The 15502-nt window shown below is 42.3% G+C and carries 16 protein-coding genes and 1 other RNA gene; 4 read left to right on the top strand and 13 right to left on the bottom strand.

Annotated features, from left to right (window positions below):
* Positions 1 to 44 precede the first annotated feature (44 nt).
* The 3 genes from rnpB to HED61_RS10670 form a co-directional block, all read right to left on the bottom strand.
* Positions 45 to 411, bottom strand: an RNA gene (gene rnpB, locus HED61_RS10680) — RNase P RNA component class B.
* Between the two features lie 17 nt (positions 412 to 428).
* Positions 429 to 836, bottom strand: a complete 408-nt coding sequence (gpsB, locus tag HED61_RS10675; protein WP_029486829.1) for a cell division regulator GpsB — start codon at positions 834 to 836, stop codon at positions 429 to 431.
* Positions 837 to 907: 71 nt separating this feature from the next.
* Positions 908 to 1453, bottom strand: coding sequence for a DUF1273 domain-containing protein (locus tag HED61_RS10670; protein WP_060814316.1), 546 nt, complete (start codon positions 1451 to 1453; stop codon positions 908 to 910).
* A 70-nt stretch (positions 1454 to 1523) separates the two neighbouring features.
* On the opposite strand from HED61_RS10670, the gene recU reads away from it, so the two are divergent.
* Together recU and HED61_RS10660 are read left to right on the top strand one after the other, a co-directional pair.
* Positions 1524 to 2150 (top strand): Holliday junction resolvase RecU, encoded by a 627-nt coding sequence (gene recU / locus HED61_RS10665; RefSeq protein ID WP_005473207.1) that lies wholly within the window; start codon positions 1524 to 1526, stop codon positions 2148 to 2150.
* Position 2151: 1 nt separating this feature from the next.
* Positions 2152 to 4461 carry a PBP1A family penicillin-binding protein gene (locus HED61_RS10660; protein WP_230320920.1) on the top strand — a complete coding sequence of 770 codons (2310 nt, stop codon included), beginning with the start codon at positions 2152 to 2154 and terminating at the stop codon, positions 4459 to 4461.
* Between the two features lie 18 nt (positions 4462 to 4479).
* Here HED61_RS10660 and nth read toward each other — a convergent pair whose 3' ends face one another.
* The 8 genes from nth to HED61_RS10620 form a co-directional block, all read right to left on the bottom strand.
* Positions 4480 to 5145, bottom strand: a complete 666-nt coding sequence (gene nth, locus HED61_RS10655) for an endonuclease III (protein ID WP_003126643.1) — start codon at positions 5143 to 5145, stop codon at positions 4480 to 4482.
* A 12-nt stretch (positions 5146 to 5157) separates the two neighbouring features.
* Positions 5158 to 5859, bottom strand: coding sequence for a DnaD domain protein (locus HED61_RS10650; protein WP_003126644.1), 702 nt, complete (start codon positions 5857 to 5859; stop codon positions 5158 to 5160).
* 127 nt (positions 5860 to 5986) lie between these two features.
* Positions 5987 to 6367, bottom strand: coding sequence for a RidA family protein (locus tag HED61_RS10645; protein ID WP_003126645.1), 381 nt, complete (start codon positions 6365 to 6367; stop codon positions 5987 to 5989).
* Positions 6364 to 6795, bottom strand: a complete 432-nt coding sequence (locus tag HED61_RS10640) for a Fur family transcriptional regulator (protein ID WP_060814318.1) — start codon at positions 6793 to 6795, stop codon at positions 6364 to 6366. Before HED61_RS10640 ends, HED61_RS10645 begins: the two co-directional genes overlap by 4 nt.
* A 170-nt stretch (positions 6796 to 6965) precedes the next feature.
* A complete protein-coding gene (cysK, locus tag HED61_RS10635) occupies positions 6966 to 7895 on the bottom strand; it encodes a cysteine synthase A (RefSeq protein ID WP_003126647.1) in 930 nt (309 codons plus the stop codon).
* Positions 7896 to 8094: 199 nt separating this feature from the next.
* The gene (locus tag HED61_RS10630) at positions 8095 to 8952 is read right to left on the bottom strand and encodes a glucosaminidase domain-containing protein (RefSeq protein ID WP_113849720.1); all 858 of its coding nucleotides are present in this window, start codon (positions 8950 to 8952) and stop codon (positions 8095 to 8097) included.
* A 190-nt stretch (positions 8953 to 9142) separates the two neighbouring features.
* Entirely contained in the window at positions 9143 to 11140 is a 1998-nt protein-coding gene (tkt, locus tag HED61_RS10625; protein WP_060814320.1) for a transketolase, read from the bottom strand.
* Positions 11141 to 11240: 100 nt separating this feature from the next.
* Complete coding sequence (locus HED61_RS10620) at positions 11241 to 11480, bottom strand: DUF896 family protein (protein WP_003126651.1); 240 nt, start codon at positions 11478 to 11480, stop codon at positions 11241 to 11243.
* A gap of 128 nt (positions 11481 to 11608) precedes the next feature.
* On the opposite strand from HED61_RS10620, the gene lexA reads away from it, so the two are divergent.
* Positions 11609 to 12238, top strand: a complete 630-nt coding sequence (gene lexA / locus HED61_RS10615) for a transcriptional repressor LexA (protein ID WP_086269194.1) — start codon at positions 11609 to 11611, stop codon at positions 12236 to 12238.
* 120 nt (positions 12239 to 12358) lie between these two features.
* Positions 12359 to 12571 carry a hypothetical protein gene (locus HED61_RS10610; RefSeq protein ID WP_003126653.1) on the top strand — a complete coding sequence of 71 codons (213 nt, stop codon included), beginning with the start codon at positions 12359 to 12361 and terminating at the stop codon, positions 12569 to 12571.
* Between the two features lie 71 nt (positions 12572 to 12642).
* On the opposite strand, the gene HED61_RS10605 is transcribed toward HED61_RS10610, so the two are convergent.
* Together HED61_RS10605 and recJ are read right to left on the bottom strand one after the other, a co-directional pair.
* Entirely contained in the window at positions 12643 to 13155 is a 513-nt protein-coding gene (locus HED61_RS10605) for an adenine phosphoribosyltransferase (RefSeq protein WP_003126654.1), read from the bottom strand.
* A gap of 11 nt (positions 13156 to 13166) precedes the next feature.
* On the bottom strand, positions 13167 to 15467 hold the full coding sequence (gene recJ / locus HED61_RS10600) for a single-stranded-DNA-specific exonuclease RecJ (protein ID WP_219645318.1): 2301 nt from the start codon (positions 15465 to 15467) through the stop codon (positions 13167 to 13169).
* Positions 15468 to 15502: the final 35 nt, after the last annotated feature.

The raw sequence follows: 15502 nt of genomic DNA, 5'->3' as shown, positions 1-15502 counted from the left end.
AAAAACCTTCCGTTGATGGAAGGATTCCCTGATCTGCTGTGATTTTCTATAAGCCATGTTCTGTCCACGTCTTCCTCAGGGAGAAGAAAACGTTGGGTAATTATCTATCTGCAATTACTTGCCTTTTTGCTCCGTTCATTTCCGTGCAAAAAGCGCCCCTACCATTGTTTGGGTTGCTCGCTCGAGGGGTTTACCGCGTTCCACCAAGACGGTTTCCCGTCTTGCTTCGTCACTGTGGCACTTTCAAGGATACTTTGGCATAGCTCGCGCCTTAGCCATTTTTCCTGCCGTTACTCTTTCAAGTACCCTAGCTTATTGTTTCGCTAGGCACGATCACTACAAGCATCTCAGCTTGTGCGAGCATGGACTTTCCTCAGCATAATCAAAGTTATGCCGCAATTACCCGAAAACCACAGCAATCAAATTGATTAGAATTGACGTGTTTTTTCGTTATCGTCTTCAAAATCAGCATTTGTGTAGTTGCTGTTGTATGAAGAGGAACGTGTAACTGGTTCTTCTTGATCCAATTTTTTGCCAAAAACTTCTTTTTCCAAATTAGACAAACGTTTCAAAATATCAAAATTTGTCACTGTTTGACTTTTTGGCGCTTCTTGTTGGACCCGTGATGCAATCGCTTGGTTCTTAGAAAGTTGATCGATTTTTGCATTCAAACGATCGTTTTCTTCTTGCAATGCTAAAATCTCTTTGTTGTAGCTCTCGTAGTCTTTGATGATATTGTCTAAAAATTCATCGACTTCCACTGGATCATAGCCGCGCATTTTTGTTTTAAATTCTTGTTGAAGAATATCCTTGGGACTAAAAATTAGATTTGCCATTATTTACACCTCATTGATTTTTCCAAATGATTTTCACTTTCTAGACCATTCTATCAAAAAACTCTCAGAAATCAAAGTAAATTACTATCAAATGTTGCGTTTTGCAGATCATCCATTGTAATTTGATCGATCTCGTAAGGATGATCCTCCCGATATTTCTTCGCATCTTTCAAAAAAAAGCTGGTTTTTCCAGGGAATTCTTCATCATAAAGCAGCAACGCACCATCTGTGTGTTCCAATAGAAACTGGGTATGATTTCTTAATTGGCTTGGTTCTTTGTAGGGTTGATGGCTAGTGGCATTCACATAATCAGCGCTCATTTGCACTCGCTGCAACATTTGCTGGTTCGCTTCATTCCAGTTTTCACCAAATCCTTGAAACGGATAAATGATCCCTAGTTTGATTTCTGGATAGTCTTTTTGCAAAAGCTCCACTACTTCTGCACACCACATTTCTGCTCCTAGATTGCCACTGATCAGCACCCATTCCAGTCCTTGTTCAATGTAAGAAAGCAAAGACATTTTTATTACTTTCTTAATAATTTTGATTTTGGGATCTTTTTCTTGAAATACACCAAGTTCAAAGCTGCGGTAGCCAGTAAAATATAAGGTTTTCATTGTTTAAGCAGTCATCTCTTTTCTTTCCAAACGTCTTTTTGGTATAATGATGCCTAGGAGTGTGAATAACATGGTCATTCGATACCCTAACGGTCAGTCTTCTGCTTATGATGGCGGTAAAAAACAAAAATTGCAAGAAAAAATAGCTCGGCCAAAAACTTTCGCGAACCGCGGAATGCGTTTTGAAGAAGCAATCAATCAAAGCAATGCCTATTATTTGAATCGTCAAGCAGCAGTCATTCATAAAAAACCTACACCTGTTCAGATCGTTAAGGTGGATTATCCCCGCCGCAGTGCAGCTGTGATTAAAGAAGCTTACTTCCGAGAAGCCTCTACCACGGACTATAATGGTGTTTATCGCGGATATTACTTGGATTTTGAAGCCAAAGAGACACAGAACAAAACCTCTTTCCCCTTCAAAAATTTTCATGAGCATCAGATTCAGCATATGGAAAACTGTCTGACGCAGCAAGGAGTCTGCTTTGTCTTGTTATGGTTCTCAAGCTTGCAACGCTGCTTTTTTTTGACGAGCAGCAACTTGATCACAGAGTGGCATCAACAAAAAACAACAGGTAAAAAATCGCTGCCTCTTGCCTATATAGAGAAAAACGGCATTGAGATCATCCCAGGAATCGCTCCGCGTATTCCTTATTTAAAAGCAGTAGATCAATTTTTGTCAATGAAGGAGAATGATTAGTATGGCGAAAGAATCGCAATCGAGAGCTTCTCGACATGATTCTAAGAAAGCGGCGGCTGCATATAAAGGCCCGAAACAAAAAAAGCCGAAAGGAAAACGAACGATTGGCAGTATTTTACTTCGTACCTTTATGGGGCTCTTCTTTTTAGGATGTCTCGGTCTCTTATCAGGGATGGGACTTTTTTGGTGGTACGCTAAAGATGCACCACCATTAGATGAGAAACAGCTCGATTCTGCTGCTTCTTCCAGGTTCTACGCCTCCAATGGAGATCTGATCCTCGATTTTGGTAGCGAGACCCGTGAAAAAATCACTGCGAATGAAATTCCGCAGCAATTGGAAGATGCGATTGTATCTGTAGAGGATCGTCGTTTCTATCAACACATTGGAGTAGACCCTATCCGTATCATTGGATCGGCATTGTCGAACGTGACGACTGGTGGCATGCAAGGTGGGAGCACCCTAACACAGCAATTGATCAAATTATCCTTCTTCTCTACTAGTGCAGAAGATCAGACGTTGCGAAGAAAAGCGCAAGAAGCTTGGATGGCCGTCAGACTGGAACAAACAAAATCCAAACAAGAAATCTTGACCTACTATATCAATAAAGTGTACATGTCTAACGGTGTCTATGGGATGCAGACAGCTGCCATGAAGTTCTATAACAAGACATTGGATCAACTAGATTTGGCTCAAACAGCATTAATCGCTGGATTACCAAACGCCCCTTCTGCTTATGATCCATATGCTCACCCAGACAAAGCTAAACAGCGACGAGATCTTGTTCTGTTAACCATGTATGAGAATGAAAAAATCACTAAAGACGAATATGAGGCAGCCAAAGCCGAAGATATTTCAGAAGGATTGCAAAAAAATCCGCAACGAAATAACGAATGGAAATATTATGACAATTACTTTAAAGAAGTGATTGATGAAGTAAAAGCAAAAACCGGCAAAGATGTCTATACGGATGGATTGGACATCTATACGAATCTTGATGTCAATACCCAAAAACGATTGTATGACATCGTTAATAGTGACGAATACATCAATTTCCCAGATGATAAAATGCAAGTAGCCGCTACTCTGGTAGATGTTAATAGTGGTAAAGTTGTCGCGCAAATCGGTGCTCGTCATGTGGAAGACGATGTTGTCTTAGGTAATAATTTAGCAGTCAACGTCACTCGTGACTTTGGCTCAACCGTTAAACCCCTGACAGACTATGGTCCAGCCTTCCAATTTTTACAAAATTCAACAGGCCGCATGATTTTGGACGAACCCTATAATTATGTGGGGACGAACACACCAATCTACAACTGGGATCGACAATATATGGGAAATATCACTTTGCGGACAGCACTGGCTCAATCGAGAAATGTTCCAGCAGCAAAGCTTTTTGAAGAAGTAGGTGCTGACAATATTTCTTCCTTCTTGAAAGGCCTAGGTATTGAATACAAAAACATTGAACAGTCCAATGCAATTTCCAGCAACACGTCAGAAATCGATGGCACCAAGTATGGGATCTCTAGCTTGAAAATGGCTGCTGCTTATGCTGCCTTTTCAAATGGCGGAACCTATTACGAACCGCAATATGTCAATAAGATCGTTTCGCAAGATGGAACAGTTGATGAAGACTCCTTCAAAGTGGAAGGTCAAAAAGCGATGGATGATACGACAGCCTATATGGTCACCGATATTCTGAAAGACGTGATTTCTGTCGGAACAGGAACCAACGCCCAAATCGATGGACTATACCAAGCTGGGAAAACCGGGACTTCCAACTATGATGACAATCAATTGGCCCAATTGGATACGTCAAACGGTGCTTACCCGGATATCACGTTTGCAGGTTATACCCCATCCTTTTCTTTAGCTGTTTGGACAGGATATAATGATAAAATGACGCCGATCACAGACAGCAGTACTCATGTTGCCTCAGATGTTTATCGGGAATTGATGCAATATGTCTCAGCCTCTGTTGAGAACCGCGACTGGAAAATGCCCGCAGATTTGACCCGGATCGGCAATGAGCTTTACATCAAAGGGACTTACCAGCAACCAAGTTCTAGCACAAGATCAACGATCAGCTCTTCTTCGCTTCCTGAATCAACACCAGAAAGCAGTTCTGAAATCGTTGAATCTAGCAGTTCAACGGAAGAATCGATTCCACCAGTTGAATCTTCTTCTGAAAGCTCACAATCTACACCGCCACCGTCAGAAAGTGAAAGCACACCATCGTCTTCTTCGGAGTCAAGTTCGACGCCATCATCTTCGTCGACTACTCCAGGGACAAATGAAACAAATCCTGAATAAAAAAAGTTCAGCCGCCTCTCATTGAGGTGGCTGAACTTTTTTTGCGCGCATCCGCAGTTGTCCTTCTTGGCACATTGTCAATAATGGGCAAACTTCACATTTTGGCGCTCTAGCTGTGCAATGGTATCGTCCAAAGAAAATCAGTGTGTGATGTGTTTTGACCCAAAGATCTTCTGGCACTTTTTTCATCAATGTTTGTTCTACTTCTAAGACATTCGCATCTAATCGGCAAATCCGTAAGCGCTTGGTTACTCGTTCGACGTGGGTATCCACAGCGATTGCCGGAATACCAAACGCATCGCCTAAAACAACGTTGGCTGTTTTTCTTCCGACCCCCGGTAATGACACTAATTCCTCGCGGGTTCTAGGTACTTGGCCATTGAATCGTTCGATAAGCTGGGACGCACAAGCCTTGATATTTTTTGCTTTGTTGCGATAAAGACCGATCGTCCGTATTTTCTCAATGATTTCCTCAACAGGGGCTGCTGCCAAGGCCTCAGGTGTCGGATAGGCAGCAAATAGTGTGGGGGTCACTTTATTGACCGACACATCCGTAGCCTGAGCACTTAAAATCACAGCAATCAACAGTTCAAACGGATTTTTGGAAATCAGTTCTCCGTGAGCGTCGGGGAACATTTGGTACATTTGTTCCAATGCGATCATAGTTTTTGCTTTACTGATCATGACAACTCTCCTTTATTCCCCTTCTAACCAATTATGCATAGGAATCTTAGGAACGGGTCCATTCGTTTGTTCCAAATTTTCTTTCTGCATAAACTGTTTTTTACGGCGTTTTTGTTCTTCTTCTACTTGTTCTTTCGAGGTAATATTTTTCCGTTCCCAAGAAAGTAAAATGCGATCAATATAATTCAAACTGTAAGCTTGATTCAAAACCGCCTCACGTAACGCAAATTGAATCAAATCCGGCTGGTATTTATCTTCTTCCAGCCATTGTGATATTCGCTGGTATTCGATTGCTGAAAGCGGACGGCCAAATTCGGACTCAAACATTTGATAAAGCGAACGTACTTTTGAATCATAGCTCTGCTTTTCCTCCTGCTGATTTTTTTGCCGCAAACAAACTTCCAGTCGTTCATAGATTCCAGAAAACTCATAGTAATCCACCATCTTCCCTGCTGAATCTTTCTTGGATTCGATGGCGATGATCTGTTTATTCAATAGCTCATTCAACCATTTATAGATTTCTTTTTGCTCACTTCCCATCCCCTTAGCAATCATTGCTAGATCAGGAAAATCATTGCCTTGTTCGTGGTAACGATACAACTGAAGCCATAATACAAATTCATCATTGGTTAAACCAAGGCTATGATAGTTTTCCAAAAGCAGATTGGAGACAGTTGTTTGCCCCTGGGCTAAATATTCTTGTAAAGAAATCATCTTATTGTCCTCTTTTCCCATCGTTACATAAAAACCATTTTCAATTTTATTTTGGCATCATCAAGAATAAAATCCATTCTCAACAAAAATGGGACTGCGCATATATACGACCGTCCCATTGACTCCTTTATTGTGCCACCACAGCAATGATCTCTACTTCCACCAATACATCCTTTGGTAAACGGGCCACTTCAACTGCTGAACGTGCAGGCAAATGTTCATGAAAAAGTGTGCTGTATGTATTATTGAATGGAACAAAATCATCCATGTTTTTTAAGAAACATGTTGTTTTGACGATTTCATCTGGTGTAATACCGGCGGCAGTTAAAATTGCCTCGATATTTTTGAGAACTTGCTGCGTCTGAACTTCGATAGTTGCTCCCACAACTTCTCCTGTAACAGGATCTAACGGCACTTGTCCGGAAGCAAACAAGAAACCATTAGCAATCCGTGCTTGTACATAAGGACCAATTGCTTGCGGTGCTTTATCCGTTGAAATAATTTTCATTCCTCTTCTCCTTTACACTCTGGACACAATCCATATACTTCTAAGCGATGGCTTTGGATTTTATATCCGGTCAGTTGGGAAGCGGCCATTTCGACATCTTCCAATCCAGGATAGTAAAAATCAGAAATCTTGCCGCAACGTTGACAAATTGCATGATAATGCGGCTCTGTCGTAAAGTCAAAGCGACTGGATGCATCGCCGTAGTTCATTTCTTTCACAAAACCGATCTCCGTAAACAGTCGCAGATTATTGTAGACTGTCGCTACACTAATACCGGGAAAGTGGACTTCGATCGCTCGGTAAATTTCTTCTGCGGTAGGATGTGATGCGTGGCTAGCCAAAAACTCAAGTATCGCAACCCTTTGTGGAGTGATACGGATATTTTCTTGTTTTAATTGTTTGATTGCCTCATCATATATCGTGTTCACAGGAGTTCCTCCAATTCTCTTATCTGTAATATCATACTATGTAGATGGTAAAAATTCAAACAGCTTTCTCTAAAAATTCTTAATCAACCACAAAACAAACACGAAAAATTCCACAGTCCTTAAGAAAAGGGGAGAAAAAGCAGGCATTCTGCCAATGCCCGCTTTCCTTGTTATTCTTCCACTTGATATAAAGCAGTCGATAGATAACGTTCTCCATTGTCCGGGACGATCGCTAAGACTTTTTTGCCTTTTCCCAGTTCTTTGGCAACTTTGAGTGCTGCATGGATCGCTGCTCCAGAAGAAATACCTACGAGCAAGCCCTCTTTACGGCCGACTTCTCTCGCTGTTGCCATCGCATCTTCACTTGATACGGCAATTGCTTGATCAAAGATCTCTGTATCAAGAACTTTAGGTACAAAGCCGGTTCCAATTCCTTGGATTTTGTGAGGACCAGGTTGTCCGCCTTCTAAGATAGCCGATTCTGCCGGTTCAACGCCATAGATTTTTAAGTCTGGATACACTCGTTTTAATTCTCGACCCGCACCAGTGATCGTGCCGCCTGTACCGATACCAGCGACAAAGGCATCTAATCCTTTTGATTCAAAGGCATTCTCTATTTCTTTCCCAGTTGTTTTCTCGTGAATCTCGGGATTTGCCGGATTTTCAAATTGCAGCGGCATAAAATAGCCCTCTTGTTCAGCCAATTCTTTGGCTTTATTGATTGAACCTGTGATTCCTTCTGAGCCTGGTGTCAAAATCAATTCAGCACCATAGGCTTGCATCAGCTTGCGCCGTTCGATACTCATGGTCTCAGGCATCACGATGACCACTCGGTACCCTTTCGCTGCACCGATCATCGCCAAGCCGATCCCAGTATTACCGGAAGTTGGTTCCACGATCGTATTGCCTGCTTTCAAAGAGCCGTCTTTTTCGGCTTTTTCGATCATGGCCAAAGCGATTCGGTCCTTCACGCTGCTCCCTGGATTATAAAACTCAAGTTTTACGTAGACATCAGCGGAATCCTCTCCCACCACCTTGTTTAATTTGACGATGGGCGTATGCCCAACTAGCTCGGTAACAGATTGATAAATCTTTGTCATTTGCAATCCCTCCAGTTCATATTCCTATTCTACCCAAAAAACGGCAGACTTGCGAACAAAAAGTTAGCGTTTTCCAAATATTTATGTTTTTTTCACAAAGAAAAAAACTTTTGCTTTGCTTCTTTTAGTTACTAAAAGAGAACAAAAACAAAAGTTTTTGTGAAATTTCATTTGGCGTTTAGCTAATAAATAGCGAAAATCAAACGATCAATTCCTGTCCTACGACGATCAAGTCACTGCTTAATCCATTGGCAGCCATGATTTGATCCACCGTTGTTCCAAAACGTGAAGCAATATCCCAAAGACTGTCGCCAGATGCTACGACATAACTTTGTCCCGTACTTTGTGTCGTTGTTGTCGTCGATGTGGATTGCGTTGTCGTTACAGAAGTCGTTGTGGCACCAGTACTTGGTGTATCAAAACGAGTTAGTTGATACGTTTCAATCAGCCAGTTTAATTTTTGTGCGTAACCTGGATCAGTGGCATAGCGTCCTGTCAGATAGCTGGTCGCATCGTAAAAAGAAGTCGTTTGACTTTTCCAGACCCCACTATAATGTGCTTTACCTGAAGTGAAGCTTGTACTTCTTAAAACGTTGGCGTGATCTTGAAAAGACTCCCAGTAGGAATTATATTGGCGGAATGGTTCATTCATTACGACCCATTGTCCATTGATATACTCATCTGTAGGCAAATAGACAGATTGCCCGTTATATGATCCTTTGACCCCAAAAAGATTGTAGTAAGGCGCATTGGATAATGTAGATGAGCCATAGCCACTTTCCAAAATGGCTTGCGCGATCATCACCGATGCATAAAGATCATTATTGGCCGCAACGTCTTGTGCTGACCAACCAATCTGTTCGATAAAACTAGCGATTCCTTGACTAGTGGCCTGATATTCACTTGCTTGGACCTGTTCCGGAAGTAGCGTGACCACCGCTGGTGACAATGCTAATCCAGCCCCAATAAAAGAAACCACTGCTCGTTTACTTGGTCGTGGCATCACTGCTTTTTGTTGGCGGATATGTCTTTCACTGCGGGTTTGATAATTTTTCATTCTTTTCCTCCATCGTCCCAATACTATTCAACAATATAGACATTATACGGAAAAAATTTTTTCTGTGCAACTTAAGCAACTCAATAGTTTTTTAAAAGTCTTTTCGCAAAAACATCTTGTTCTACCTAAAAACGAAAAGACTTTAAAAAAAACAAGCGAAATCAGCTGCGATTTCGCTTGTTTCTTACGCTTATTTGATCGATTGGAAAGTGGCAACCACATTTTCGACTGTAAAGCCGAACTCTTCCAATACTTTGTTTCCTGGAGCAGAAGCGCCAAAATGATCAATGGCGATGACTTTGCCTTTGCAGCCTAGGTAACGATCCCAACCAAATGGGGAAGCTGCTTCGATGGCAACCCGTTTTTTCACGGCTTTCGGCAAGACACTCTCCTTGTACTCTTCCGACTGTGCTTCAAACAAATCAAAGCTTGGCAGCGATACGACAGACACATCCACTCCAGCTTCTGCTAGTTTGGCTTGCGCTTCTACCGCTAGATTCACTTCTGAACCAGTAGCGATCAAGATGCCTTCTGGTGTCTCACCGGTTTGTTTTGAAAGGACATAGCCACCTTTAGCCACGTTTTCTTCGACACCACTTAGCGTCCCTGCTAACACTGGCAGGTTTTGACGGCTCAACACTAAGACCGTTGGTTTATTCGTCGTTTGCAAGGCGATCTTCCAAGCTGCCCGAGTTTCGTTGCCATCTGCTGGTCGGATCACTTGCACGTTTGGCATGCAGCGTACACTCGCCAATTGTTCGATTGGTTCGTGGGTCGGTCCGTCTTCACCAACAGCCACAGAATCATGGGTCAGAACATAGATGACTGGCGCATGTTGGAGAGCCGACAAGCGAACTGCTGGACGCAAGTAATCAACAAAGACGAAGAATGTCCCGCCATACACGCGTGTACCGCCATGAAGTTGGATCCCGTTCATGGCTGCGGCCATCGCAAACTCCCGCACACCGAACCAAATGTTGCGGCCTTCATATTGACCAGGTTCAAAATCTTTTTCCGCTGCGACCATCGTATTATTGGATCCGGATAGATCGGCCGATCCTCCCCATAGGCTTGGGATAGCTTTTGAAAGGGCTTGGATCATTTCTTTACTGGAAACACGACTCGCTTGTGAGCTGCCTACTTCATAAGTTGGCAGTTCTGCATCCCAATCTGCTGGTAGTTCGCCAGCCACTGCTTGTTCGAACTGTGCAGCTAATTCTGGATAAGCCGCTTTGTAAGCAGCGAATTTCTCGTTCCACTCCGCTTCGGCTTTTTGGCCTTCATCGATCATCGTTTCTTTGAAACGAGCCGCTACTTCTTCCGGCACGGTGAATTCAGGATACTCCCAGCCATAGATTGCTTTAGCGGCTGAAATACCTTCCGCACCTAATGGAGCACCATGGACAGCAGAGGTTCCTTGATTTGGGGCACCGTAACCGATGACTGTTTTGATTTCAATCAATGTCGGTTTCTCTGTTTCAGCTTTAGCTGCTTCAATGGCTTGTGAGATTGCCTCTAAGTCATTGCCGTCTTTGACCAACAAATGTTGCCAACCGTAAGCTTCAAAACGGGCACCAACGTTTTCTGTGAATGCTTTTGAAGTAGGGCCATCTAATGAGATATCATTGGAATCATATAAAACGATCAATTTGTCCAGCTTCATATGACCAGCCATTGAAGCTGCCTCTTGAGACACACCTTCCATCAAGTCGCCGTCGCCACATAATGCATACGTATAGTGGTCGATCACATTGTATTCATCCCGGTTGTATGTCGCCGCTAGATGTTCTTCCGCCATCGCCATCCCGACGGCCATTGCGATTCCTTGTCCTAATGGACCAGTCGTTGCTTCCACACCATCCGTATGCCCAACTTCTGGGTGTCCTGGTGTGCGGCTGCCCCACTGACGGAAATTTTTCAAGTCTTCCGTGGTTACTTGATACCCTGAAACATGCAGTAAGCTGTAAAGCAAAGCAGAACCATGTCCAGCAGACAAGACGAACCGGTCGCGGTCGATCCAGTTTCTAGAAGTGGTCGGATTAACTTTCAAATGCTTGGTCCACAAGGCATACGCCATTGGCGCTGCCCCCATTGGCAGACCGGGATGACCTGAATTTGCTTTTTGTACGGCTTCGATACTCAATGTACGAAGGGTGTTGACACCTAATTGATCGATTTTATCAAACAATGGTAATTCCTCCTAATTTAGGTTTTTTTTACCTTTATTACATCTCATATTATACGGGATTTCTTTCAGGATTTCAATAGGAATGAAAAGGAATTCATCTTTATCTGCCATGCAATCCTTTTTTCTTTTGAATTTCTTTTAATTTGTCTGGAGTGACATCTTGTCCTTCAGGATCGACGATTTTCATTCCTTCAATGTGGTGTCGCATTCCTCCACGAAAAGCTTGTAAATATTCTTCGCGAAGCTTTTGCTGTTCGATCGTTTCATCAGCAGATAGACCTTGCACTTTTTTCTTTTTGGCTAGCTCATTAATGCGGGCTAATTTTTCTTTGGATAACATTTCGACACCTCCTTTTCACTACTTTATCTTATACAAAACCTGACAAAAAAACAATAGCAACAAAAAGCGAACATTTGTTTGAATTGTCGTTTCTCCTATGGTACACTAAGACTATCAAATGAAAGAAGGTGTCAGTTTTGGCAAAACGAACAGAAAATCGACAAATCGAGATTCTTAAGTTTATTCATACACGAGTCACTGAAAAAGGCTATCCGCCGACTGTTCGCGAAATTGGCGAAGCCGTTCAGCTATCCTCTACTTCTACCGTCCACGGACATTTATCCAGGCTTGAAAAAAAAGGCTTGATTTTACGCGACCCAACAAAACCAAGAGCGATTGAATTGACTTCCTCCGGATTAGAAAAAATCGATGTGCAGCCAAACTCGATCCCAATGCTAGGAGTCGTTACGGCTGGTGAACCGATCTTAGCTGTAGAAGACGCCTCCGATTTTTTCCCGATACCGCCTGATTTAGCAAATAGCACCGGCAGTTTGTTCATGTTGACGATTCGCGGTGAAAGTATGATCAACGCTGGAATCTTAGACGGTGATCAAGTCATCGTTCGCAAACAGCAAAGTGCTCAAAACGGGGACATTGTCATTGCAATGACGGATGAAGATGAAGCCACCTGTAAGAGATTTTTCAAAGAACAGGATCACATCCGTTTGCAACCGGAAAACGATTACCTAGAACCTATCATCTTGCCAGATGTAACGATTTTAGGCTTAGTCGTTGGTCTCTACCGTCACTTACTTTAATCGATTCCTTAAATCTTCGATCCTTCGAAGATTTTTTTTATTTCCTCTTTACAAACCGAACAAACATTCGTATAATAGTTTTACAAACATAAGTTCGCATTTTTATAAGGAGTGAAAATAATGAAAGCAGTTCGTCGATTTGGTTTTATTTTGTGGGTGTTGTTAACAGGGATCATTATTGGTTATTTTGGCGTACTCAGTGCAGTTCTGATTTTTTGCCCTTTGATGATGCTGTGGTTCATGCTATGGGATGAAAAGAAATTCCGCCAAGCAGAACGAAAGAGAAACCAAACTTATTATCACGACCATGATTTTTATCATTACGAACAGTAGGTCGATTATTTCGGTGTTGCTGCCAAACAAACAAAAAAAAGCCAGATCAAAATTGATCTGGCTTTTTTCGATTAATATTCCATCAATGTTTTAATTTCGTATCCAGTGATTTTGTCTCTGCCTTGCAAGTCCATCAACTCGATCAGAAAAGCACAGCCAACTACGATGCCGCCTAATTTTTCCACAAGTTCGATCGTTGCTTTAATCGTGCCGCCGGTTGCAAGTAAATCATCACAAATCAATACCCGTTGGCCAGGTTTAATCGCATCTTCGTGTAACGTCAAAATATCCACGCCATATTCTTTCTGGTATGTTGCTTCAATCGTTTTTCGAGGTAGCTTGCCTTTTTTACGTACTGGCGCAAAACCAACACCCAGTTGATACGCCACGGGACAACCAACAATAAACCCACGAGCTTCAGGTCCAACCACCATGTCGATCCCTTTTTCCTGAGCGTACTCGACGATTTGCTGTGTTGCATAACGATAAGCTTCTCCATCAGCCATCAATGGAGAGATGTCGCGAAAGACAATTCCTTCTTGCGGATAATCCGGAATGCTGGCAATATAGTCTTTTAAATTCATGTTTTTTCCTCCTAAGATATCAACCATTTGCGAATCGTTGATAAATCACTCATTAGTAAGTCTTCTTCTGTTTTGATTTTTGCAAGTCGCTGTTGATACAACACACTCTCAGTAAGCGGCTTATTCTCTGGATCAGGGACTTTTTTCAAAACGCCATCTTTTATTGTAACAAATTTCAAATCAAAAAACACTTGAATCATAAAAATTAATAATTTTTCTGGAATTTGCAAGTAGTTAGCTACCATTGGCAGTTTATAGCGAATATCAATCCCATTCTGCTGATTGATCAGTTGAAACAAACGGCCGTATTGTTCTCTAGTCCCGACACCATCCAGATAAGCATCCTCTGTGGATACTAAAATCAAATAGATACGATTGACAGGTATTTCTTGAATGATTTTTCTCAAAAGCTCTTTCTCGCTAGGACAGTCTAGAAAAGCGAGTTGCGTATAATTTCCTGAACCAAAAAAAGCTGTCAAATCGTCTAACGTTTGATAAACATGAACGTTCGGACAAAATCGTTCTATCTCTGAAGGCAATTTATCCGAAAAAGCAATCCCTAATGTTTGGGCATCAAGGATCAACCCTTGCCGATTTTTCTTTGAACGCAAGTCGAACAGCTGTATGCCGCTGACTTCAAAATCTTCCAACATCAGCTGTGGTTTCTTCTTGCCGTTCCATTCATTGACAGATAATTGCCCCACAACGGCCAATCCTTCACTCTCAAATTCTACTAGCTGTGATCCAAAACCAAAACCGATCACGTCTAATTGACCATTTTCTCCATCTGTAAGACTGACTTTTAAATGCTGATTCTCTGTACCAATTTGTCGGCCATTATCAGCAGAAATATTCGTAATCAAAAACTTTGGGATTGGGTTGTCTGTACCAAAGGGAGCTAAAATTTTCAGCGACTCGATAAAATTTGTCGTAATTTCTGCTAAAGACAATTCTTCATCAATCGGTAACGGAATCCCGCTAGAAAGGTCGATTCGATTATCGACCACGTATTGATTCATACGTTCTTGGAGCATCGAAAGGTGATCAATAGGCACACTGAGCCCTACTGCCGCGTGGTGTCCACCAAAGCTGGTAAACATTTCACGCATTCCAGAGAGCATGTCAAATAGATTTAATGATGCAACGCTGCGCCCAGAACCTTTAGCAATACCGTTGCTTTTTTTGGTTAAAACAAGGACCGGCCTGCCAGTCTGTTGCATCAATTGTCCAGCAACGATCCCTAAGACACCTTCATGCCAATCATCTCCCACAATCAAATGGACTTGATTTGAATCGGAAAGCATGTTCTGAGCTTCTTTCAAAATCGTTTCCACATATTGCTTTCTTTGAAGATTGATCGTATCTAATTGGTTGGCTAACGATTGGGCTTCTTCTGGATCAAATGTCGACATAAGTGTTACCGCAGGATTGGCATCTTCCAAGCGTCCAATCGCATTCAAACGAGGTCCGATGGCAAAACCAATATCCGTTTCATTGATTGCCCGTTTCTTCAGACCACTCACTTCGATCAGTGCCGAGAGCCCCGCACGTTCGGTTTGCTGGATCATTTTTAATCCGTTAGTGACCAGAATGCGATTCTCACCAGTGAGCGACACCATGTCGGCGATCGTACCAATTGCCACGAGATCTAATAATTCGACTGGCACTTCTTCTAATAACGCAGTAGCGACTTTGAATGCGACTCCGACCCCCGCCAAATCTGGAAAAGGATAATTTCCTAATGGATGACGAGGATGAATGATGGCATACGCATCGGGTAATTCTGGTGGCAACTCATGGTGATCTGTAACGATAACATCTACCTGTGCTTCTTTGGCATAAGCCAATGCCTCATGACCAGATACACCATTATCAACAGTTATAATCAATTGCACACCAGCTGCGATTTTATCTTGATAAACGGAAAGATTGGGCCCGTAGCCATCGGTAAAGCGATTGGGCAGATAAAATTCAACATCCGCACCCAATAATTCCAGCGCTTCTTTTAAGACAGTCGTGCTCGTAATACCATCAGCATCGTAGTCTCCATAAATCAGAATACGCTCTTCATTCATGATCGCTGTCTGAATTCTATCGACGGCTTTTTCCATATCATAAAACAAAAATGGATCATGAAGTCCCTGCAAATCCGGTTCTAAAAAACTTTGCAAGTCTGCTGCTGTTCGAATATTCCGCTGCCATAATAATTGACCTATTAATGGTGACAAACCTCTTGCTTGGATCATTTCCTCGAAATCAGCTGATAATTCACTTTTTTGTGGTCTCAGCCAATGAAAGTTCGCGCGTTTCACACAATCACTCCTAACTTGGTAATTATAGCAAATAT

The sequence above is a fragment of the Enterococcus gallinarum genome (assembly GCF_021496385.1).
Lineage (GTDB): Bacteria > Bacillota > Bacilli > Lactobacillales > Enterococcaceae > Enterococcus_D > Enterococcus_D gallinarum.
The sequence above is the reverse complement of the archived record's forward strand: the minus strand, read 5'-3'. Positions and strand labels throughout refer to the sequence as shown.

Bases quoted from the DNA above. Each gene is read 5' to 3' on its own strand.
- gpsB (WP_029486829.1), bottom strand. From the start codon at position 836: ATGGCAAATCTAATTTTTAGTCCCAAGGATATTCTTCAACAAGAATTT.
- HED61_RS10670 (WP_060814316.1), bottom strand. From the start codon at position 1,453: ATGAAAACCTTATATTTTACTGGCTACCGCAGCTTTGAACTTGGTGTA.
- recU (WP_005473207.1), top strand. From the start codon at position 1,524: ATGGTCATTCGATACCCTAACGGTCAGTCTTCTGCTTATGATGGCGGT.
- HED61_RS10660 (WP_230320920.1), top strand. From the start codon at position 2,152: ATGGCGAAAGAATCGCAATCGAGAGCTTCTCGACATGATTCTAAGAAA.
- nth (WP_003126643.1), bottom strand. From the start codon at position 5,145: ATGATCAGTAAAGCAAAAACTATGATCGCATTGGAACAAATGTACCAA.
- HED61_RS10650 (WP_003126644.1), bottom strand. From the start codon at position 5,859: ATGATTTCTTTACAAGAATATTTAGCCCAGGGGCAAACAACTGTCTCC.
- HED61_RS10645 (WP_003126645.1), bottom strand. From the start codon at position 6,367: ATGAAAATTATTTCAACGGATAAAGCACCGCAAGCAATTGGTCCTTAT.
- cysK (WP_003126647.1), bottom strand. From the start codon at position 7,895: ATGACAAAGATTTATCAATCTGTTACCGAGCTAGTTGGGCATACGCCC.
- HED61_RS10630 (WP_113849720.1), bottom strand. From the start codon at position 8,952: ATGAAAAATTATCAAACCCGCAGTGAAAGACATATCCGCCAACAAAAA.
- HED61_RS10620 (WP_003126651.1), bottom strand. From the start codon at position 11,480: ATGTTATCCAAAGAAAAATTAGCCCGCATTAATGAGCTAGCCAAAAAG.
- HED61_RS10610 (WP_003126653.1), top strand. From the start codon at position 12,359: ATGAAAGCAGTTCGTCGATTTGGTTTTATTTTGTGGGTGTTGTTAACA.
- HED61_RS10605 (WP_003126654.1), bottom strand. From the start codon at position 13,155: ATGAATTTAAAAGACTATATTGCCAGCATTCCGGATTATCCGCAAGAA.